The sequence below is a fragment of the Nitrincola alkalilacustris genome, from assembly GCF_008973755.1.
Classification (GTDB): domain Bacteria; phylum Pseudomonadota; class Gammaproteobacteria; order Pseudomonadales; family Balneatricaceae; genus Nitrincola; species Nitrincola alkalilacustris.
Genome location: NZ_WBOM01000002.1, coordinates 1 through 21,789, shown reverse-complemented (window position 1 = coordinate 21,789; position 21,789 = coordinate 1). Strand labels below are relative to the sequence as shown.

18 protein-coding genes and 1 rRNA gene are annotated in these 21,789 nt (G+C 52.8%); 11 read left to right on the top strand and 8 right to left on the bottom strand.

Annotated features, from left to right (window positions below; genetic code table 11):
• Positions 1 to 243 precede the first annotated feature (243 nt).
• A complete protein-coding gene (locus tag F7R27_RS02940) occupies positions 244 to 1,344 on the top strand; it encodes a GGDEF domain-containing protein (protein ID WP_151702749.1) in 1,101 nt (366 codons plus the stop codon).
• Here F7R27_RS02940 and F7R27_RS02935 read toward each other — a convergent pair.
• Both F7R27_RS02935 and F7R27_RS02930 read right to left on the bottom strand, forming a co-directional pair.
• On the bottom strand, positions 1,308 to 2,702 hold the full coding sequence (locus F7R27_RS02935) for a TAXI family TRAP transporter solute-binding subunit (protein WP_151702748.1): 1,395 nt from the start codon (positions 2,700 to 2,702) through the stop codon (positions 1,308 to 1,310). The two genes, F7R27_RS02940 and F7R27_RS02935, sit on opposite strands and share 37 nt — an antisense overlap.
• Before the next feature lie 23 nt (positions 2,703 to 2,725).
• On the bottom strand, positions 2,726 to 3,265 hold the full coding sequence (locus F7R27_RS02930; protein ID WP_151702747.1) for a YaeQ family protein: 540 nt from the start codon (positions 3,263 to 3,265) through the stop codon (positions 2,726 to 2,728).
• A gap of 39 nt (positions 3,266 to 3,304) precedes the next feature.
• On the opposite strand from F7R27_RS02930, the gene ggt reads away from it, so the two are divergent.
• Genes ggt through dacB form a run of 4 tightly spaced genes read left to right on the top strand, consistent with a single transcriptional unit; the run spans position 3,305 to position 8,237 of the window.
• Positions 3,305 to 5,101: a gamma-glutamyltransferase gene (gene ggt / locus F7R27_RS02925; RefSeq protein ID WP_151702746.1), complete on the top strand. Its 1,797-nt coding sequence runs from the start codon at positions 3,305 to 3,307 to the stop codon at positions 5,099 to 5,101.
• A gap of 2 nt (positions 5,102 to 5,103) precedes the next feature.
• Positions 5,104 to 6,093 (top strand): amidoligase family protein, encoded by a 990-nt coding sequence (locus F7R27_RS02920; protein WP_151702745.1) that lies wholly within the window; start codon positions 5,104 to 5,106, stop codon positions 6,091 to 6,093.
• The gene (locus F7R27_RS02915) at positions 6,078 to 6,749 is read left to right on the top strand and encodes a gamma-glutamyl-gamma-aminobutyrate hydrolase family protein (protein WP_151702744.1); all 672 of its coding nucleotides are present in this window, start codon (positions 6,078 to 6,080) and stop codon (positions 6,747 to 6,749) included. Before F7R27_RS02920 ends, F7R27_RS02915 begins: the two co-directional genes overlap by 16 nt.
• A 48-nt stretch (positions 6,750 to 6,797) precedes the next feature.
• Entirely contained in the window at positions 6,798 to 8,237 is a 1,440-nt protein-coding gene (dacB, locus tag F7R27_RS02910) for a D-alanyl-D-alanine carboxypeptidase/D-alanyl-D-alanine endopeptidase (protein WP_151702743.1), read from the top strand.
• Here dacB and F7R27_RS02905 read toward each other — a convergent pair.
• A complete protein-coding gene (locus F7R27_RS02905; protein ID WP_151702742.1) occupies positions 8,231 to 9,175 on the bottom strand; it encodes a LysR family transcriptional regulator in 945 nt (314 codons plus the stop codon). The genes dacB and F7R27_RS02905 overlap by 7 nt on opposite strands.
• A 198-nt stretch (positions 9,176 to 9,373) precedes the next feature.
• On the opposite strand from F7R27_RS02905, the gene F7R27_RS02900 reads away from it, so the two are divergent.
• Positions 9,374 to 9,946: a cytochrome b gene (locus tag F7R27_RS02900; protein WP_151702741.1), complete on the top strand. Its 573-nt coding sequence runs from the start codon at positions 9,374 to 9,376 to the stop codon at positions 9,944 to 9,946.
• A complete protein-coding gene (locus F7R27_RS02895; RefSeq protein WP_151702740.1) occupies positions 9,943 to 10,521 on the top strand; it encodes a YceI family protein in 579 nt (192 codons plus the stop codon). The genes F7R27_RS02900 and F7R27_RS02895 overlap by 4 nt, the downstream gene beginning before the upstream one ends.
• A gap of 58 nt (positions 10,522 to 10,579) precedes the next feature.
• Here the strand turns inward: F7R27_RS02895 and mtnK are convergent, their stop codons facing one another.
• Positions 10,580 to 11,794, bottom strand: coding sequence for an S-methyl-5-thioribose kinase (gene mtnK, locus F7R27_RS02890; RefSeq protein ID WP_151702739.1), 1,215 nt, complete (start codon positions 11,792 to 11,794; stop codon positions 10,580 to 10,582).
• Positions 11,781 to 12,593 (bottom strand): amidohydrolase, encoded by an 813-nt coding sequence (locus tag F7R27_RS02885; protein ID WP_206060357.1) that lies wholly within the window; start codon positions 12,591 to 12,593, stop codon positions 11,781 to 11,783. The genes mtnK and F7R27_RS02885 overlap by 14 nt, the downstream gene beginning before the upstream one ends.
• Before the next feature lie 247 nt (positions 12,594 to 12,840).
• Between F7R27_RS02885 and F7R27_RS02880 the strand changes: the two genes are divergently transcribed.
• The 4 genes from F7R27_RS02880 to F7R27_RS02865 all read left to right on the top strand — a co-directional run bounded on the left by F7R27_RS02880 (position 12,841) and on the right by F7R27_RS02865 (position 20,728).
• Positions 12,841 to 14,925: a TonB-dependent receptor plug domain-containing protein gene (locus tag F7R27_RS02880; RefSeq protein ID WP_151702737.1), complete on the top strand. Its 2,085-nt coding sequence runs from the start codon at positions 12,841 to 12,843 to the stop codon at positions 14,923 to 14,925.
• A gap of 89 nt (positions 14,926 to 15,014) precedes the next feature.
• On the top strand, positions 15,015 to 17,132 hold the full coding sequence (locus F7R27_RS02875; protein WP_151702736.1) for a TonB-dependent receptor plug domain-containing protein: 2,118 nt from the start codon (positions 15,015 to 15,017) through the stop codon (positions 17,130 to 17,132).
• A 73-nt stretch (positions 17,133 to 17,205) separates the two neighbouring features.
• Positions 17,206 to 18,120, top strand: a complete 915-nt coding sequence (locus F7R27_RS02870) for an ABC transporter substrate-binding protein (protein ID WP_151702735.1) — start codon at positions 17,206 to 17,208, stop codon at positions 18,118 to 18,120.
• A 46-nt stretch (positions 18,121 to 18,166) separates the two neighbouring features.
• The gene (locus tag F7R27_RS02865; protein ID WP_168927411.1) at positions 18,167 to 20,728 is read left to right on the top strand and encodes a response regulator; all 2,562 of its coding nucleotides are present in this window, start codon (positions 18,167 to 18,169) and stop codon (positions 20,726 to 20,728) included.
• A gap of 27 nt (positions 20,729 to 20,755) precedes the next feature.
• On the opposite strand, the gene F7R27_RS02860 is transcribed toward F7R27_RS02865, so the two are convergent.
• The 3 genes from F7R27_RS02860 to rrf form a co-directional block, all read right to left on the bottom strand.
• Positions 20,756 to 21,133 (bottom strand): hypothetical protein, encoded by a 378-nt coding sequence (locus F7R27_RS02860; RefSeq protein ID WP_151702733.1) that lies wholly within the window; start codon positions 21,131 to 21,133, stop codon positions 20,756 to 20,758.
• Positions 21,133 to 21,600: a DUF2489 domain-containing protein gene (locus F7R27_RS02855; RefSeq protein WP_151702732.1), complete on the bottom strand. Its 468-nt coding sequence runs from the start codon at positions 21,598 to 21,600 to the stop codon at positions 21,133 to 21,135. Before F7R27_RS02855 ends, F7R27_RS02860 begins: the two co-directional genes overlap by 1 nt.
• A gap of 115 nt (positions 21,601 to 21,715) precedes the next feature.
• Positions 21,716 to 21,789 (bottom strand): 5S ribosomal RNA (gene rrf / locus F7R27_RS19020); the annotation flags it as partial.

Here is a 21,789-nt window from a genome sequence, read left to right as displayed (position 1 = left end):
TCTCTGAGTTTGAGGCGATTAGTGCCCCCTGTGGTCCGTTTCAATCATGGCACAAAAAACAGACAAGCTGAATATTACCAAGCCACAAGACTGACACCGGACCCGACTCAATGGCACCTGCCGAAAAATGTCAGGCAGTTTGAGTGGTTATGCTATCGACTTGCCGGTAATGTGTACCTAATGTTCATACTTTTGCCTGACGCCAGATCATAATAATAAGCAACATCAGGATAAAATGATTCCATGATTCGTTTTACACGGCAGGATTTGGAAGGTTTTCGCGATGAGTCAGCCAATCGGCTGATGTTGCTGTCTGCCCTTCTGGTAAGCATTGCAGTTCCAGCCACCCTATCACGCTACCTTATCTCCGGCTGGCAATTCTCATTCTATGTGTATATCGGTTGTGGCCTGCTGATCTTTGTCATGGCCGTCATCAGACGCAGGCTCAGCCTGAGATTCAAGATCAATACGCTCGCCACTATTGGTACCTCGGTTGCCATCGCGGCTCTGGCCAACTGGGGATTACTGAGCAATGGCATGATCTGGTTCGTGATCACCGGTTTTATCCTGATGATCGCCTATACCAGCCGCCTGGTGATTCTTTACATGCTGTTTGCCGTGACCATCATGACTCTCTTTGCCTGGCTGTTCTACTCCGGCACTCTGAAGCCCCCCGTGGAAGCCAATCAATTTGCCAGTAGCCACGTTGCCTGGATCAATGCGATTGTCAGCAACATGTTCTCCCTGATGCTGATCATGATCCATTTCAGTTATCTGAAAGAGTACCAGCAGAAATTGATCAGTCTGCTGGAAGAGCAGAATCAGGAGATCAGTCGCCTGGCCAACCATGATAATCTGACAGGCTTGCACAACCTGCGTGTCGGCAAGGATCGCATCACTCAGGCGATCAATTTCAGCCGCCGCAACAACTCTATGGCTGCCGTGCTATTCATAGACCTGGATGGCTTCAAGGAGATCAATGACGAGTATGGGCATGATGCGGGCGACGCGATACTGATTGAAACAGCGCACCGGCTGAGTCAGAGTGTCAGGGAGGTGGATACAGTGGCTCGCATAGGGGGAGACGAGTTCCTGGTGATCCTTCAGGAAGCCAGTTTACCGGCGGCTGTAGCAGTAGCCGAAAAGCTGATCCACAGGATCAAAGTCCCTTTCACCTACGAATATAACTCACTGTCGGTCACCGCCAGTCTGGGCATTGCCCTGACCAGCGACGCTCAGACTGCCGAAGAGCTGATCAAAAAAGCCGACAGCGCCATGTATCAGGCCAAGCGACAGGGCAAGAACCGCTATGCGCTCTTCTCCTCGGGCAGCTCAGCCGCCTGATCGGCTTCGCTGATACGCTCCTCCAATCGACGCCTGATATAGGAAACATGCAGGCGCAGATTGTAAAACTCTTCCATATAGGAGAGCGGCACTTCGGTCTTGCCCACCTCGTCCTCCAGCGTTCTGATCAGGCGCAGATCGCTCTGCAGCAGCTCCAGCGGCACATCATTGCGCGCCAGGGTGGCATCCATGATCTTCAGCTTACTGTACCAGCGATAGATACGGCGCCGGATATTCCAGCGCAGTGCCGGAGGCGCAATACGCAGCAATGGAATCAGAATCACCAGCAAAGGTATGATCAGAATGACCAGACGGTCCACCATCGAAGCCAGCCAGAAGGGCAGGTGGCGATGCAGAATATTGGGACCTCGCTCAAAAAAATACTCAGCCTCAGCAGCTACTGGAATATCCGTGTAAAGCAGTGACGGAAATACCCCTGGACGGGTGATCAGATTTGACTGCCCCTGATCTGACTTAGCAGCTTCCATCAGTAGTTGCACAACCGAGCGGTGGGTATCTCTGCGCACAACCAGATAGCTGGCCGGAGCTACCATGCGAATATCTCGCGGTGGCAGATCCTGAGCAGGATCAATTACCCCCTGATACAGGGTCACAGGCGTCAGATAGGGCAGCCGATACGACAAGGCCTGTGCCAGTGCAAAATCAATCAAGCTGAGCTCTGGGGCTGACAGCAACTCCTGAATCATCGGCGCACTGGGCGACATCACAAAAGCCGCAGCATCAATCTCCCCTTGCAGCAGAGCATCGGCAGCGGCACGTCCACCAACTGCAACCTGTTCAATTTTCAGACTTTCCGGCATACCGGCTTCGGCCAGCAGTGTCTCAACCAGTAAACGAGTGCCACTGCCCTCACCGCCTGTGGCGACTTTTAGGCCATCCAACTGTTGCAGACGCTCTGCCTGAGTCAGCTCAGGTGTGGCAGGCAGGCTCAGTGAGTCAGTACGGTAAAAAACGAAAAGCGGCTCGTAGGCGACACTGGCAACAGCCTGCAGGGTATCACCGGCACCAGTAGGCGCGGTACCGCCCTGCACGATGGCGGCATCAACCTCTTCCGACAGCAATAGCTGCCAGTTCTCCACTGAACCTGCCGATGCAACAGGTTCCAGAGAGATTCCATTGCGGGCAAAGTCCGCAGCATAGCGCTGCCCCAGGCTTTCATAGGCTCCACCTGCAGATCCTGTGGCAAAACGCACATGCTGCGGTGGTGCCGGCTCGACAAACTGCCAGGCGATGAAAGCCACCACTGCCAGTATCAGCACGATCGGCAATGTCACTTTCAGGTGTTCCCACCAGAGCCCTTTCTGGCTCATCTGCATTGTCGGTTCTGCCTTTGCCATCCGGCCTCCTCTGTCGCGATAGATCAATAGCCCTTCAGTCTATTAGGCTTGACCAGCACCGTGTGCTCAGCATCCGAGATCCAGAGCTCACCGTCCTGAATCGAGACTTGCAACTGCATGCTGCGCTGACACAGGATCAGCAGCTTATCGGCAACACTATCTTCGAACTGTAGGATATCAAGATTGTCGAAGCGGGTCAGTTGATGCTGGTGCTGCTGCCACCAGACCAGATGCCGGTCATGATACAGGATGATCACGGATTTCTTGCTCCGGCCACAAGCTTTACGCACCCGCTTCTCATCCGGAGCACCGAGATCAATCCAGAGCTCTATCTCGTCACTCATGCTTTTCTGCCACAGATCCGGTTCATCGTCTGTGCTGATACCGCGCGTAAATGCCAGATACTCATCTGCAAAGAGGGCGAAGGCCACCAGACGCACCATCATCCGCTCTTCGGTTTCAGAGGGGTGCAAGGCAATGGTAAGGTGGTGGTCATGATAATAACCGCGATCCATATCAGAGATATTCAGGACCGCTTTGTAAATTGTCGACTTCTGGGCCATAGGTAACCTGGACAAGAGATCCATAAGGGAAAAAGGGATATGCACAATAAGTTGATCAACCGGCAAGTGCAAGTCAGGTCTGAGCCAGCGACCGGGAAAAACCGACTGGTCACTCGGCTTATCGGCAAATACGGCCTGCTCATCGGGGTTTTATTACTGCTGCAGGGTTGCAGCGACAATCAGGAAATCGACCTCTCCTCCCGCCAGACATTGGACGACCGACAGGCTGAACAGTTCATGGTGGCAGCCGCTCACCCACTGGCAGTAGAGGCAGGACTTGAGGTGATGCGCCGCGGTGGCAATGCCATTGATGCCGCCATCGCCGTGCAGATGGTACTGGGCTTTGTCGAACCTCCTGAAAGCGGCATTGGCGGAGGCGGATTCATGCTGTTTCATGATTCGCCCAACAACCAGATCTACTTTTTCGATGGTCGCGAAACCGCTCCCGCCTCCGCCGATGAGAAGCGTTTCACCCTGCTGGGCCAGCCTGTGCCCCGGCCTGTGGTGATCCCTTCGGGCAGAGCTGTCGGCGTCCCTGGCCTCATGGCAATGCTGGAGATGGCTCACTCGGCACACGGCACACTACCCTGGCACGAGCTGTTCGAGCCTGCTGCCAGCCTTGCCGAGCAGGGCATTCCCATGCCGGATAGATTGAAGGCACAGATAGACCGCGACCCTTCTCTGCTGCTGTTTCGGGATACACGCAGCTACTTTAAGGCTCAGGCACGAGGGGATGAGCCGCAACTGCATAACCCTTTGATGTCCGATACCCTGCGCACTCTGGCTGATCAAGGGGCTGCAGCACTCTATCAGGGTGAACTGGGTGAGCGCTTCATCAGGCGCGCCAGCGCTCCCTGGATCTGGCCAGGTGACCTGCAGCCCAGTGACTTTGAGCAGTACAAAGCGTTGCAACGCGACCCCGTCTGCGGGCCCTATCGCCAGTGGACCATCTGTGGCGCCCCGCCACCTTCCTCAGGCGGCATTACCCTGCTGCAGATACTGGGCATGCTGGAGCAGTTTCCATTGCCACAGATGGAGTACCTCAGTGCCGATACCCTGCACCTGATTGCCGAAGCCAGCCGGCTCGCTTTTGCCGATCGGGAGTTCTATATCGGTGATCCCGACTTTGTCGATGTCCCGACTCAGGCGCTGATTGATCCTGATTATCTGCACCAGCGCGCCGAGCTGATTAATCAAGAGCAGGCACTGATAGAGATCTCGCCAGGTATACCGGGCCAGTCACCACTGCGCGTGGGTAAAATATTCAGCCCACAGCGCGAAACCACCGGGACAACTCATTTCAGCATAGTGGATGCTGATGGGCGCATGGTCGCACTGACCAGCTCGAATGAGATGCCCTTCGGTAATCGTCGTATGACGGATGGCTTTCTGCTCAATAATCAACTGACCGACTTCAGTTTCGTTCCACATCTGGATGGTCAGCCCCATCCCAATGCCGTCGCACCGGGAAAACGACCACGCAGCTCCATGTCACCTGTTATCGTCTTTGATGCCCGAGGCAATACGCAGCTGGTGATCGGATCACGCGGCGGCAGCCGGATCATCGGCTATGTTCTTAAAACGCTTCTCGGTGTGCTCGACTGGAATCTGGATCTTCAGGATGCGATTGCGCTGCCCAACATGATCCATCGTGGTGATGCTCTGGAACTGGAGCAGGGAACTCAACTGACCGATCTGTCGTCTGACTTGCAGGCTCGCGGTCATAAGATCAGAATCATATCACTGGAGAGCGGCCTGCATGGTATAGAGCGCACAGATTCCGGCTGGAGAGGTGGCGCGGACCCCCGCCTGGACGGTGTAGCCCGAGGAGACTGAGTATGGAGATAGAGATCAGACAACCACCCTGGCAATACAACCCCGGCGGCGATACACGGCGAGTCGGTATTGAACTGGAAATGAATGGGCTGACACTGGATCAACTGGCAAAGACTGTCAGTGATTTTCTGGGCACAGAGATCCATTCCGACGGGCGTTATCAACGCATTCTGAAAGGTGACAAGGCCGGAGACTGGATCGTCGAACTGGACTTCAATCTGCTGAAGACGATGGGGCGTGAAACGCTCGAGCCAGGTGATCTGAAAGCCGAGGTCAGAAAAACCGCCGAAGAGTTGCTGCGTCTGGTAGCTGAGCCCCTGGTTCCCCTTGAGATGGTCAGCCCGCCACTGCCACTGGATCGCCTGTCTGAAGTGGAGTCCCTGTTTCAGACATTGCGTCTGGCTGGCGCCAAAGGCACCTCGGAAAAAGCCAGCAACGCTTTCGGCCTGCAGTTCAATCCGGAAATCCCCAGCGAAGACCCCACGATTCTGACCGCTTATCTGAAAGCCTTTCTCTGCCTCTACCCCTGGCTGCTCAAACGCGCCGATATCAACATCACACGGCGCCTGACCAACTATATAGATCCATTTCCGATCAACTACTTACGTCTCGTGCTTGATTCAGCTTACTGGCCGGATCAGAGCCGCTTGATTGACGACTATCTGACACATAACCCAACCCGAAACCGAGCGCTTGATCTACTGCCGCTGTTCAAGTATCTGGATGAAGCGCGGGTCAACCGTATCACTCACGATCCCCTGATCAAGGCACGTCCGACCTTCCATTACCGCCTGCCCGACAGCGAAATAGATCAGCCGGACTGGGGGTTTCATCAGGCATGGAATGACTGGGTGGAGGTTGAGTGGTTGGCATCGGATACGGAGCGGCTCAGAGACTGCAGTCAGGCGTTTCTACTGTTTCTGGAACAACCGCTGAACCGTTGGCTGGGTCACTGGGAAGAGGAGGTCAGCAAGCGATGGTTAAGCCGGTAATAGCGATCACCGGCCCGCAAAAGGGGGCGGCAGGACCACGCCTGATGGTCGCACTGGCGGTACGCCTCTATGGTGGACAACCGCTGCAACTGAGGCCCGGCGATACTCTGGCTGAATATGATTATCAAGGGGTTGTCGTCACCGGCGGTCATGATATTGACCCGGTGCTCTATGCCTCCGAGCCAGAGGTGGAGCCACGCTATGACAAGCTCCGCGATCATTTTGAGTCCGCGGTCATAGACGATGCACTGAGGCGCAGGCTACCGCTGCTTGGGATCTGCCGCGGCGCCCAACTGCTCAATGTCCGCCGTAACGGCAGCCTGTACCAGGATATCAAGTCACAGCGCCGCATAACCTCCAACAGAAGAACCTTTCTGCCACTGAAAACACTGGAGGTAGAGCCCGGCAGCCTGCTGGCAGACTGCCTTGGTCAGAGCCGATGCAAGATCAACAGTCTGCATAATCAGGCGATAGAAAGAACAGGTTATCATCTGCATGTATCAGGGCGCGATCTGGACGGTATCATCCAGGCCATTGAGGACCCAGGTTACGGCTTTCTGATCGGTGTACAGTGGCACCCGGAATTTCTGATTTTCATGAAACGTCAGCGTCAGCTTTTCGCAGCGCTGGTTGAAAGTGCACGGCTGCATGCGTAATCTGCCGTCCAGTAAAAACTGTTACATCATTTTCGGAGTGCTTTTTTCATGTTGTATCCATACAAAAGCCGACATATCCTCAGCCTGATCATCACGACCTCCTTGCTCAGCATTCCCTTCAACCAGGCCCTGGCACAGGTACCGGATAGTCTGCAGCGACTACTGAGCGCACAATCACTGCCACAGAGTGCCATTGGCATCTGGGTGCAGCGTGCCGGTGAGACAACACCGCTGGCACGATTGAATGATGAGCAGATGCTCAACCCCGCATCAACGATCAAACTAGCGACGACACTGGCATCGCTTAATGCACTGGGCCCTGATTACACCTGGAAGACAGAGTTCTACAGCCACGCGCCGATAGTAAACGGCGTACTTAAAGGCGATCTGATCATGCGTGGCACAGGTGATCCGGGGCTGGTCAGTGAAGAGCACTGGCGCATGATCGGCAGCCTGTATCGAACCGGTCTGCGCAAAATTGAAGGCGATCTGATTCTCGATAGCAGCTATTTCTCACTGGCCCCTGAAGATCCCGGTGCGTTTGATGGCCAGCCACTTCGCGCCTATAACCAGCCGCCCCACGCAATGCTGGTGAATGCCAACTCTCTGCGCTTTCATGTCCTCCCTGATGCTGAGGGTCGCATTCATATAGAGGCAGACCCACCGCTGCCTGGCATGAAAATCAATAACCAGTTGCAAGCAGGTTCAGGTAACTGCGGAGACTGGCAGCGTGGTATCCATTACCAGGCCTCCGACAATGAGGTGACTTTCAGCGGCCGCTATCCGGTTCACTGCGGTAATTATGAGCTGCTGCGTACCGCTGTAGATCCTGAGTTCTATGCCGCAGAGATGTTCCGACTGCACTGGCGACAGTGGGGTGGCGAGTTCAACGGCCATGTTCGCACAGTTCCCTCTCCACCTCTGCCGGCAAGAGCCCTGTTGCAGCATCAGTCTCGCCCGCTGGGAGATCTGGTCAAGGTAGCCAATAAATGGAGCCATAACATCATGACCCGACATATGGCCCTGACTCTGGGTGCAGAGCGTTACGGCACGCCCGCTACCCTGGAAAAAGCGCGCAATGCACTCTACGAGACACTGCGCGAATCAGGCGTTGAAGTCGGTGGCATGGTGATCGACAATGGCTCTGGCCTGAGCCGCCATGTACGCATCTCGCCACGCCAGCTCGGGCAGGTGCTAAACGCTGGCTGGAACAGCCCCTGGCGCCATGAGTTCATCTCCTCCATGTCCATCTCAGGTGTGGATGGGACTACCCGTCGTCAATTTACCGCGTCTCCCGAAGCCGGCCGCATGCACCTGAAAACAGGGCGTCTGAATAATGTCTCGGCGATCGCCGGCTATGTGCGCAGCGAATGTGGCAAGGATCTGATGGTGGTATTGATGATAAACCATGCTGATGCACATGCAGGAGCTGGTTCACAACTGCAGGAGCGCTTCCTGCGCTGGGCTCATAATCTGGACTGTCAGTAAGCGGCAGCAGTGGTTTCCTTCAGCGCCTCAAGCAGTTGCTCTCTGACCCATTGCATGCCTGGATCGCGATGATATCGGGCATGCCAATAGAGGTAAAAGGTGATGGGGGGCTGTTGAATGTCCTCAGGCAGTGGGCGCAGCACCAGTCTGCGCCCCGCTGCGATGCGCTCGGCCAGACGTAACGGCAAAGTAAAGATCAGATCACTCTCCTCACAGAAATCCGCCACTGACATGAAGCTGGACAGGCGCAGCATGATGGTGCGCTGATAGCCTTTTTTCTGCAGAATCAGATCCATATACCCCGGCCCCTTACCCGTGATGGACACCAGGCCGTGTGGGGCCGCCGCATAGGCCCGAGTGCTCATGTCGCCCAGCGCCAATGGGTTATCCTCTGCCATCAGGCAGATACTTGGCATGGTATCGATACTCAGTCGATGCAACTGGTCTGCTGCACGCATGGGCTCCAGACCGGTAAGGCTGAAATGCACCTCATCCTGCTCCAGCATGGTGAAGCTGTCCAACTCCTGCCTGACTGTTTCCAGCCGCATCAGAGGTGCCAGCCTGCGAATACGTTTTGCCAGCGCTGGTATGTAGAGTGCCAGCTCAAGATCCAGTCCAGTCAGCTTGATCAGTCGTGCATCTGTCGCCGGCTCAAAACCAGAGGGAGAGACCAGTTGGCTGATACCTCTGAGCAGATCCGCTAACTGTGGCTGCATACCGGCAGCCCTGGCACTCATTGACAACCCCTCGGATGTTCTTACCAGAATCGGGTCCTGCAAGGCCTCCCTGAGTCTTGCCAGAGCCCGACTGACTGCCGGCTGACTCATCTCAAGACGCTCTGCCGCCCGGGTGATATGGCGCTCTTCAAGCAGGGCATCCAATATCACCAGAAGATTCAGATCCAACTGTCGCAACTGGACATCATGTACCCTGCTCACCTGCACCTCTCTAGATTAATCGACTGTGCGCCACTCCAGTGAACTAACACCGGCCCATGCAGGTCTTTGGGAACAGGGTTGAAAAAAACAGACACCTGACAAACATATCGTCCATGCATAATAACTATCTCACACATGCATTAGACGAATTATACACGACAGTTTAACCTAGTGAGATCTTTTCATGGAGCTTAGTCTATGGCGCTGGTAAAACAGGTCAGAAACAGTAAACAGCAATTCGGCTGGGTAGCCATTCTTTTACACTGGATAGCCGCGCTGGCAATTATTGGCATGTACCCTCTGGGCCTCTACATCGTGTCCCTGAGTTACTTTGATCCCGGGTATCGTCTCTACCCTGATATTCACCGTAGCATTGGCATTTTACTCGCCGTTTTGATCCTGTTACGACTGCTGTGGAGGCTTATTAATCCTTCACCCATGAGTCTGTCACATTTGCGCTGGGAACGAATTGCCGCATCCGTGGGTCATATCGCCCTGTATATGCTGGTTCTTGTTGTACTCTTCTCAGGCTACATGCTGTCTACAGCAGATGGGCGCAGCATCAGCGTATTCAACTGGTTCAGTGTCCCTGCCATCCCGGCACTGGCCACACGCCAGGAAGAGCTGGCAGGCACCGTACATTTTTATGCCGCAACAGGGCTCATAGTAATGGCTTCAATTCATGCCCTTGCCGCTTTGAAACACCATTTTATTAATCGTGATAACACGCTCAGACGCATTCTGGGCTTAGATCTGGAGAATACCCGATGATTGGAAACACTTTTTTGAAAAGCTTCGCCCTGGCAGCAGTGGTTGCAGCTACACCAGCTTTGGCGGCCGATTATGTCATTGACACCCAGGGCGCTCATGCCTCTGTCAACTTTCGAATCGATCACCTTGGAGTAGGCATGGTTGTAGGCCGCTTCAATGAATTTGAAGGTACGTTCACTTACGATGCCGACAACCTTGACGCTACCAGTGTAGAGGTCAAAATCAACACAGCCTCTGTCGACACCAACCACGCCGAACGTGATCGCCACATCCGCAGCAGTGATTTCCTCGAAGTATCCAAATTCAGCGAAGCACGTTTTGTCAGTACAGGTTATGAAGACAAGGGCAATGGCCAGGGACTGTTGCAGGGTGAGCTGACATTGAATGACCAGACGCGTCCAATCGAAATCGAAGTAGCCAAGATAGGCGAAGGTAACGACCCATGGGGTGGCTACCGCGCCGGTTTCTCAGGTACCACAGCATTGAATCTGCCTGAGTTCGGACTCAACTTCAACCTCGGCCCGGCTGCTGAAACCGTACACCTGGATCTGTATATTGAAGGTATTCGCCAGTAATCCGCGAGTTACTTTTCTACTGTCTGCCCCTCATCGGGGCAGTCACAGACTCAAGAATTTACGCCTGCAGAGCCTGAACCTCTTCAAGTAACGCCTCAATATCAGACAGCTCTCTGCGGCGGGTGATCAACAGACATGCCAACCTGAGCGACAACCGCTCGGAATCAGCCCGCAAACGCTCGTCTGCTATCTCCTCCAGATCGGCAACATGCGCTATCCCCAGCGTACGACGCATCATTTCAACTCCGGCATAGCCCAGCATATCAGCAAAGAAGTCCGCCATTTTCCGTTGCCGCCACTGCACTGACGCCAATCCGGGATCCTTCGATTTCTGCTCCGCCAGTTCAAGGAAGGCCTGACTGAAACAGTGCCACAACTCACGCAGTTGCTGTAACAGATAGCGTTGATAGCGCGTCCTTTCATCCGCATGACCCGACAAGCCGAGTTGCGCCGAGTAGTTCAGTAGAAAATTGGCCAGCACTGTACCCAGGTCAAACCCAACCGGGCCACAGAAGGCAAACTCGGGATCGATAATCTTGATACTGCCATCTCGGACAAAGATGGAGCCAGTGTGCAGATCCCCATGAATCAGCGCCTCGGTGCGATTCATGAAACCATATTTGAGTTCAGCCACATCTGCCCTGAGCCCTTCATCGGCCCAGATGTTGCGCGCATCTTCCAGCAGTAATGGGTTAACCCGGTTACGCTCATGATCACAGAAAGGATCAATGAAATAGACCTCCTCAGAGATACCGCAGAGGTCAGGATTGATAAAGCTCGCCAACTGCGCCTTTTTCTCCTGACTGCCGAGAAAGAAATCACTGGTATGGAACAGGGTGGCAGCCAGAAAGCCCCCTATCTGCTGCCCCAGGCCAGCAAACTCGCGACGTTCAATCATGGCGTGGCGCAGGTTCTGATGGTCACCGACATCCTCCATCAGTATGGCCGCGTCCGCAGGTGAGTAATGCAGCAGCTCAGGCACCTGATGAGGTGCCCAGCACGCCTCACTAAGCAACACCTCAGCCTCAATACGGATTCGATCCAGTGACAGAGGCCAGCCTTCGCCTATGATCCGAATGTAGGGCAACGCCTGTTTCACTATCAGACTGAATCCCCTGTGGTCACGGACACGATAGACATAATTGATATTGCCATCACCTATCTCTTCAACAGACGGCTGAGCACTCAGGTCAAGCCTATCGCTATGTGCGCTGACGAAGGCGATCACTGCGGCATCATCGGAAAACTTGTGTGCTGATTTATCTGTTGCCATCTATGCTCTCCTGACTATCCAGGCCGCTGATACTGAACGCATCCGCATCCATCCAGGCGGGAAAGGCTTTTCGGAAATCGGCCAGCGCTGCACCATCGAGCTCACCGGTTTCAATAAACACCTCTCCCTCTGCCCGATCGATCATCAGCTCCCCCTTGAAGTCCACCAACAGACTATCACCTGAGTAGTCAACCCCATTACCGTCCCTGCCCACACGATTGACACCGGCAACATAGCTCTGATTTTCAATCGCTCTGGCCTGCAGCAGCGTACGCCAGGCATGCCGACGAGGGGCTGGCCAGTTTGCGACATAGAGCAGCAGATCATAATCATTACGGTTGCGCGACCATACAGGGAAACGCAGGTCGTAGCAGATCTGCGGCATGATGCGCCACCCACGATAGGCAATGATCAGGCGCCGCTCACCTGCGGCATAATGCTCATGCTCATTCGCCATGCGAAACAGATGCACCTTATCATAGTAAGTGCTCTCCCCTTCAGGGGTGACCCAATAGAGCCTGTTGCGAAAGCCTGCTGGTGAACTGACAATCAGGCTGCCACAGATCGCCGCCCCAGTAAGTCGTGAGTGACGTTGCATCCATTCCAGTGTTTCCCCCTTCTCCTCCTCTGCCAGCCCTTCTGGCGCCATGGTAAAGCCAGTGGTGAACATCTCTGGCAACAGGATCAGATCTGTCTTTCCAGTCACGTCGGCAAATCTGGCCTCAATAGCGCTCCGATTGGTATCGGGTTGCTGCCAGTGCAGTGAGGTCTGTAGCAGTGTTATTTTCAGATTCTGCATAAGCCGCCTTATCCATCAGGGTTTCTGCTCCGCGGTCTGAACAGAGGTTTATTCAGCGCATCGCCAGAGTTGTTTTTTCAGAAATCTGCAAACATGTTACCGGAGAGCCGAGCCGGATCACAAGCCGACAGTTGCAAATCAGACAGTCTGAAAATGCTGAACAAATATTCCATAATGGTATAATGAATACACTTCCGATTTTTACCACCACACCTGCAATGCAGTGAACGTGTATAGGGATATACAGATGCCGTCCAAGCTTTTCCAGTACAGACTGTCGCCACTGCTACTGATCTCAGTCCTTTACATTTCAGGCACTCAGGCAGATATAGACCCTACAGATGAACTATCCCTGTTTGAGTTCGATATCCCTGAAGTCACCGCGGCCTCGCGCCTGCCTCAACTGCTGACCGATGCCCCGGCCTCCATGACTGTAATCACCCGTTCAACAATTGAGGCCAGTGGCGCACGAACACTCCCGGACCTATTACGCCTGGTGCCCGGTATGCAGGTGTTCATGACAGGCAGCAATAAGATGGGCGCCACCTATCATGGCGCAACAGACCATCACCCGAGCCGCATGGAGGTGATGATCGACGGGCGATCAGTCTACATCCCCCTGCTATCAACCCCCGTGTGGGAAACACTGGCCGTTACGGTTGAAGACATAGAGCGAGTAGAGGTGGTACGCGGCTCCAATGCTGCCACTCATGGCTCCAACGCTTTCATGGGCGCCATCAATTTCATCACACGCAGGCCGCTGCTGGACAACAGGATTGAATTACAGACTTCTGCCGGCTCAATGAATACCCGTCAGGTAAGAGCAAGTTTCAGTCATGACACATCACTGGGTAGTTATCGACTTACCGTCAACCATGATGAAAATGATGGCAGCAAGCGTTTCCGCGATGGAATTTCACGCCAATTCACTCATTTTTCCGCTCAGTTGGCGCCCACCCTGGTTGATTCCATCGATATAAGCCTTGGCTATGATCAGGGAGATATCGTCAGTGGACGACTGCGTACTCCCGATGCCTATACTGTAAAGCGCCAGCATGTATCCGATTTTCAATCGCTGAAGTGGCAAAGAGACCTTTCCAGCACCACTCGACTGCACATGATGTTTTACCGTAACCGACTGAAACTGGATGAGGCCGCCCCCACCGGCATGGATGCTGTTAAACATCAGACCGGTCTGATCAACCTGACCCGGCAGATGATGTCACTGCATCCGGATCTCTTCAGCGATCAGCAGATAGCCGATGGTCTGGCCGCCGCCAATCCAGGCGGTCGACTCCTCGCCGAGCATGGCAATACCAGAATGAGTGATGCCGAGATGAGAGTTGATTTCACACCTCATGCCCGTTATCGCAACTCGACCGCATTGGGCTTCCGACATGAGCAGGCTTCCAGCACCATGCTGTTTCACAATGGCAGCGTGTCGCGTGAAAAGATACGCGTTTTCAACCATGGAGAACTGCAACTCAACCGCCATTTCACGCTTAACGCGGGCCTGCTTCATGAACATGCCAGCTCAGATCAGCATGCCACTTCTTATCGGGCGGCACTGTTATGGAAACCGCAGGCTCAGACTGCCGTAAGACTGGGTTACAGTCACAGTGAGCGCCTGCCTTCTCTACTCGAGCTTGAAAGAAACTACACCGTCTACAGGCCTTTCACATCCAGCCCAGAAGTACTTCTGGTTAACTCTGCCAGAAGCCCGAACCTGCGCCAGGAGCAGATCCAAAGCAAAGAACTGGGGGTCTACCATCTCTTCGATGACACCAGTCATGTAGACCTTCGCCTGTTCTATGAATCCATCAGTGACGGTATTCATCCCTGGCGCAGACCCGGAGATCGTGCCCTGATGTACGCCAATCACGCCGAGATGAAAAACAAGGGGCTGGAGATACAGTACAGTAGGCAGTTAGTGCGCAGCATGCGCCTGCTCCTGAACTATAACCATACTGACTCACGCCACAATCGCTGGGATCAGGGGCAAGGTGGACATTTTAACCCGACAGGCCCGCTGTCACCACGCCACACAGCATCCATGATGCTGCACTGGAAGCCAACCGCGGACTGGAGCATGAGTGTAACCCACTATTATATGGCCCGTGTACACTGGGCGGATAATCTCCAGCATGTCGTGATTCCATCTTATAATCGAACAGACCTGCAAGTGGCCAGGCACTGGCAGCTGGATCATGACAACACATTTGAGCTATCACTGGCCCTGCAAAACCTGTCAGGCAAACAGTATCAGGAATTTTATCCATTCAATGAGTTTGATCGCAGAGCCTGGATAACTGCCAGACTAAAGTTCCGTTGATGTGTCTTTCTCAAGTACGTTAGTCACTTCACACCGCAGACTGATATAATTGGGGTACCTGATATAAACGCTGTCGACACTGGATCTGCATGCAAACAGTTCATTACACACCACATCACTGGCCCAGAATACTTCTCACCGTCTGCTCAGTTCTGACCCTGTGTTCGGTTGTGCCACTGGCCTGGTCTGATCACGCGGATGATAAGGCCTTTGCACTACATGAAGATGATCTGCTGACCAGCATTCCAGTCATCACGTCGGCAACCCGTCTTGCTCAAAAGGTAAATGAGGCACCCGCATCCATCACTGTGATCGACAAGGCGACCATTGCCTCATCAGGAGCACAAAACCTTCCCGATCTCTTGCGCCTGGTTCCGGGATTTCAGGTTTTTCATGTCAGTACAAACAAGTTCGGTGCAACCTATCACGGTTTCAGCAATGACTTTCCGAATCGCCTTGAAGTGATGATTGATGGGCGTTCGGTTTACCTGCCTCTCTTTTCAGCAGTGGACTGGACCTCACTCGGACTGGGTGTAGATGACCTGGAGCGAATAGAAATCATTCGCAGCTCTAATGTTGCCACTCATGGCTCCAATGCTCTGCTCGGGGCCATTAATTTCGTGACACGATCTCCGCTTAAGGAAACCGGCGCCGAAGGTGGTATAACAGCGGGCTCGCTCAATACCCGTAATGCTTACCTGCGCGTCACCGATGACCTGCTTCATGGTCGCTATCGCATCAGTGCCAGTCACCAGCAAAACGACGGCAGCCGCCTCCACAGTGACGATGCAAGCCGCCAGTATATGAACCTGGCTGCCAGCCTTACTCCAACCCTGCGCCATACGCTGGATCTGCGCATAGGTCTTGACAGAGGTCATACCCGCACAGGCTCTCTCAAAAGCAGCCCTCTGCAGCGTGAAAGGATAGGTAAAGAGGTTTTCATTGCACGGCGCGACTACAGCGCCAACTACCAGGACTTGACCTGGACACAGCAACTGTCACCACATCAGTCCGTCTACTTTCGCTCCTACAGAAACTATCTGAGCGCCGATGAACAGCCGATCACCGCACAAGAGTTGCAACGCTATACAGAAAGTCTCTACCATGTACCGGTAGAGCTGATCCAACTGCAGCTCAATGCCAACCCCGGCTATCGGGCACTTGGGGAGCATGGCACCACCAGCCTGTATGATATGGAGCTGGGCTTTTCCCATACTCAGGATGAAGTGCTGAAGCTGAATGCTGGTGCCGGATATCGCCACGAGAAGGCCTCCAGTCTGATGCTGCTTCAGTCAGGTACCGTATCAGGGAACAAAGGGCGAGCATTCAGCAATGCCCAGCTCAACCTGACTCCAGATCTGGTCTTCAATCTGGGTGCCCTGTATGAGCGTCAATACACCCATACGACTGCACGCTCTACACGTACCTCGATTAACTACTCTCACCTGAACAGCACGACCTTCAGACTGGGTTACAGCCACAGCCAGCGTTTACCATCCTTGCTTGAGCGCTTTGGCAACTTCACTCTTTACCAGCCGGATGGACGAGTCAGCGATAGAGTCGTGCAGGCCAACACAGCACTGAGAGCAGAAACACTTCGTAGCTATGAGTTTGGCCTGCTGCACGCACTGGAAAATATGAATGGCTATTTCGATCTGCGGATATACCGTGAGGAGATCTCAGATGGCATTGTCAGTTACTGGATTCCAGCCGGGGATGATCTTCCTGGAGCTCGAAGTCGTACCAACAGGAATGCAGGTGCCTGGACCAATACTGGTGCGGAGTTGCAACTGAATCTGCAACCTCTCAGCACTGTCTCTGCAACACTCAACTATGGTTACAATAGAACACAGACAAGTAACTGGGATCAGGGCGGCCCTGCCGTGAACAGGACTCCTTTCAATCGCGCCATGTTGTCACCAAGGCATACAGTCTCCGCCTTGATCAGTTGGCAGGTAGCCCCTGACATGACTCTCAGTGCAGCTCACTATTTCATGGACAAGGTACACTGGCTGGAAGGTGATGATCGAAAAGCCTATAACCGCACCGACCTCAAGGCCGCAAAAATCTGGAACAGAGGTCTGACTCGTGAAACAGAACTGGCATTAGTGGTGCAAAATGCCTTTGGCCCTGACTATCAGGAGTTTTATGACTATCATGATTTCGAGCGCCGAGTTTTCATTCAACTGATGATGAAATATCATTGAGCCCGGGGCAAATGGACGAGCTATGGAAGGACTCCTGACAGCGTTAAATCACCGACTCATACGGCTACTGATCATGGCCATATGCCTGGCTGTAACACAGTCTGTTGCGGCAGAACGCACCCCCTTACTGATATTCAGTGACCAGGGAGACGCTTATGCTACGCTGCTCAAGACACTGGAGCAGGAACTCAAGATAACTCTCGAGACCGCTTACCTGCAGCAAGGAGCTCTCGATCAGGAAAAAAGCCTTGATCGAACCATAGTTGCGGTCGGAACCCGTGCCTGCGAGTTTGTCATTCGAAATGCTCAGCCATCTACTCGAGTACTATGTACCTTTTTACCCTCTCAGGCATTTACAGTCCTGTCCCAGAATCATCAGGCAAGCCTGCTTTTCATCAATAGGCAGATTACCGCACTGTTCATGGACCAGCCTTTCTCCAGACAACTGATACTTGCCAGAATCATACAACCGAACATGACCAGCGTAGGCTCAGTGTTCGGCCCTTCCTCCAGAGTACTTGAAGCTGATTTTGTCCGAGTCAGTACCGATTTCGGTATGCGTCCGGTGTATACGCTGATGAATGAAAGTGATAACCCTGTTCGAGTTCTCACACCGATCATTTCAGACAGCGATGTATTTATTGCAATACCAGACAGTTCAGTCTTCAACCGGACGGCTGCAAAGTGGATACTCTATATCAGCCTGCGCAACCGCATTCCGCTGATAGGATTTTCGACCAGCTATGTAGATGCCGGTGCGGTACTCGGTATCTATTCGACCCCGACGCAAGTTGGCAGACATACGGCTGACCTGATAAAGACGATGAGCAGCTCGGCAGAGTTGCCTGAGCCGCAATACCCTCAATATTACACTGTCAGTGTCAACCGAACGGCTGCAAGGACGCTTCGACTGGATCTTCCCCCTCTAGAGTTGATCGAAGAGGCCCTCAGAACGTCCGAGCTGTTATATGACCGCCAGAAGAACTAAACACCTGTCCATTCAAAACCGCGTCCTCGCATTGTCGCTGGTTCCCATGATCCTGATTACTGTGCTGCTGGGCAGCTACTTCACCTACATTCAGATATCGGATGCCAAAAGCACACTACTGACCAAGGGGCATGAGCTAAGCCGCTTACTGGCCACCTCTGCCGAGTTTGGCATATTGAGTGGTAATATTGATCTGTTATCTCCCCTTAGTCAGCGACTGTTGCAGGACCCGCATATCTCAGATGTCATTTTCCTGGATGCTGATAGTCAACTGCTCCATCGTGAAGCAGATTTTCCACTTGAGCTTGAGCAGGCACTTAATGGCGACAAGCTGATCAACAACATCTGGTATTTCATCATGCCGGTCAAAAGTGATCCCATACAAGTCATCGACCACTCTTCTGACCAATTGCATGATGAGCAGTACAGAGAAAATGTTGGCTGGGTCGGAATTCTGATCTCAGATCAGCCGATCATAGAAAGGCAGAGGCAGATCATATGGCGTAGTCTGCTGCTGTCCTGCATAGGGCTGATCACCACATTCATGATTGCCAGCCGTATTGGTAATGGCATCACACGACCGATTGCCGGCCTGTCAGCCGTGATTAAACTCCTGCAGAAAGGCAATTTCTCGATACGCGCCACATCAACATCCACTCACGAACTGGATATTCTGGCAAAAGGGATCAACAACCTGGCCGCCACTATTGAGATATCGAACAGAGAGCTAGAGCGCCGTGTAGAACTTGCCACACGTCAGCTGTCAAAAACCATCAAGCAGATAGAAAATAAAAATGCTGAATTGACCACCGCACGTAATAAGGCTGATGATGCGAACCGATCCAAGGATGAGTTCCTTGCTCGTATGAGCCATGAGTTGCGCACTCCTCTGACCTCTGTTATCGGCTTCACCCAGATGATGGGTCAACACAATACTCTGGAGCAGCAAAAACAGTATCTGCAGATTATTGACCAAACCTCATTACTGCTACTGAATATCATTGACGACATCCTAGACTTTTCTCGCCTTGAATCCAACGCAATCAAACTTGAAGTGATACCCTTCGACCTCTGCGCGGCGATACAGGATGTGATCGACATGCTGGCACCTTCTGCACAACAAAAAGGATTGGAGCTGATCTTCACCTACAGTCCTTCACTGCCGACACTGATTCATGGAGATCCAACAAGATTCCGGCAGATCATCAGCAACCTTGTGAATAATGCAATCAAATTCACTGATTCTGGGCATGTTCTGATTAGAGCCACACGCATCAGCAATCAAGCTAGCGACTGCTTACACGTCGAAATCAACGATACAGGTATTGGTATAGCCGAACACCACAAGCCCTACCTGTTCGATGCCTTCAGTCAGGCAGACAGCAGTATCAGCCGAGAATATGGAGGGTCAGGACTTGGGTTGGCAATCGTATATAGGCTGGTCACTTTGATGCACGGCACTATACACCTCGACAGCAAGGAGTTCGACGGGACACATATTACAATAGATCTTCCCTTACAGCCTGTACAGGAACACAAAGAGATCAAGGAAGAGCTGAAAGCTGTGATTGCCGTATATGACAGCTACCCTGTGCTCTCCAGAGCAGTTGCAGAACAACTTCGAATAGCAGGCGCATCAGTCACAGAGTTCAATACTGCAACAGAATTGCTGTTCAACCGGAATCCGTTTACTCATATTCTGGTTGGAACCAGCCTGAAGATGACACTGACAGAAAGCAAAAGCCTGCAGCACAAACTCAGGATCCGCTTCAGAGGAACAAAAGTACTGTTGTTAATGCCGCCATACCAACTACAGGACTCGCCCGACAGTAGTCTGATCTACCTGAGCAAACCTGTTAACCCACAAAAACTGATTCAGATCATCGCTGATACCAGACACACCATCACCTATGAAGAGATGAAGCTGAAGCCGCTTCCGGTAAGCCTGCAAGTTCTGGTGGTGGAAGATAATGAGCTTAACCGAATGCTGATCACGCGTATTCTATCGGAGCTTGGTGCGAAAGTGACAACAGCAACCTGTGGCGAAGAAGCGCTTGAAGCTGTAAGAAAAGCACTGCCAGACCTGGTACTGATGGATGTTAATATGCCGGGAATGGATGGAATCACAGCAACCCGACACCTGAAAGACCATTACCCAGAACTAAAAATAGTAGCGCTGACAGCTAACATTGCCGCACGAGAACAGAGAGCACTGCGTGAAACAGGCGTGACGGAGATACTGCTGAAACCGATCAAAATTCCAGAGCTCCATCGCTTACTCTCCGGGCTTGACCCAGCCAACACTATGAGTATCGTTGATCAACAGTATCAGGGCTGTTTTCCGAGTGTAAAATCCTTCGCCTTTGCTAACCGACTCAATGAAGAGGTGAAGAGACAGCTCGATGCAATATTACAATTACTTCTGTCAGGCCAGATTGAGAAGATACGAACACACACTCATCAGTTGATAGGGCTTGCCGGGCTTTACGAAAATCCGGAACTGGAGTCCTGTGTATTTGAGCTGCACAACAGCATACCACATGGCTCCAGACAGGTGATCTGGAAGCACTACTACCGCCTGCAGAGGGCTATGCGAAATCGCGTTTGAGAAGTGGAATGAAAACTACCGCCCAGCTCAGAACTCACGAAAGCCTGGTTCTTCGTTGATCAGTTTTTCAAGCTGCGCGGTGAACTTTGCCACTCTGGCACGACCCTCACGATCATAGATATAACCGCTGAGCCCCTCTTTCGCAGCAGTTGCGCCATCCAGCCCCTCATGAAGGGTAACTAACTGCCTGCGAATCGCCTCAAGCTCGGGGTCATGACTGACTGGATAACCCAGGAACATGTCCCAGGCTTCCTGCCGTGTCGAGCCATCTTCTATCCCACGCAAGAGCAGTAAAACTGACTCGCGTGACGGGCGATAACCGATAGGCTTACCGAACATCATGGCCAGGACAATCAGAATCATGACACAAAGCGTCACCAGAAAAACGGCTATAAACTGTGACATTACTGCATTCGCTCGAGTGGGTAGCGGTTCAGCTCAACCAGCGCTTCACGAATGTCAGCCTGACACTCCATCTCTAACTTTTGCAGTGTCACCTCATGCTTACGACGCTCATCTGCTGTCAGAGCCTTCCACTCCTTCAAACGCGGAATATGGGCGGTTTCATTATATACATGATTGAAAACCATGAATTTGGCATCAACCAGTAAATGTGGAACCAGATTATCAAGCAACACCTTGAGACGAATACACCCCTCTGACAGTCTCAGTTCTCCCTTCTCCATCCCTTTGCTGAGAATGCGGATACTGTCTATCAGATACTGACGATGATGCAGGGCATCCGCGCGAGCCTTCTGAACGGTGGCTTCTTGCTCAAGCTTAAGCTGTTTCTGCGCTGCCAGATGCTTGAAGATAAAAGCCAGTAATCCGGCAATCACTATTAAACCGATAAAAATAAAGAAATAGATCATTTGCCTGCCATCTGCTTACTTAAAAGAGTTCATACGCAATTGTACCGTATTCAGAGCAAGCTGCTAAACGCAAAAACCCCCGATCTCGAAGAGACCGGGGGCTGCGGTATTAAGTGCCTGGCGATGACCTACTCTCGCATGGGGAGACCCCACACTACCATCGGCGATGACGCGTTTCACTTCTGAGTT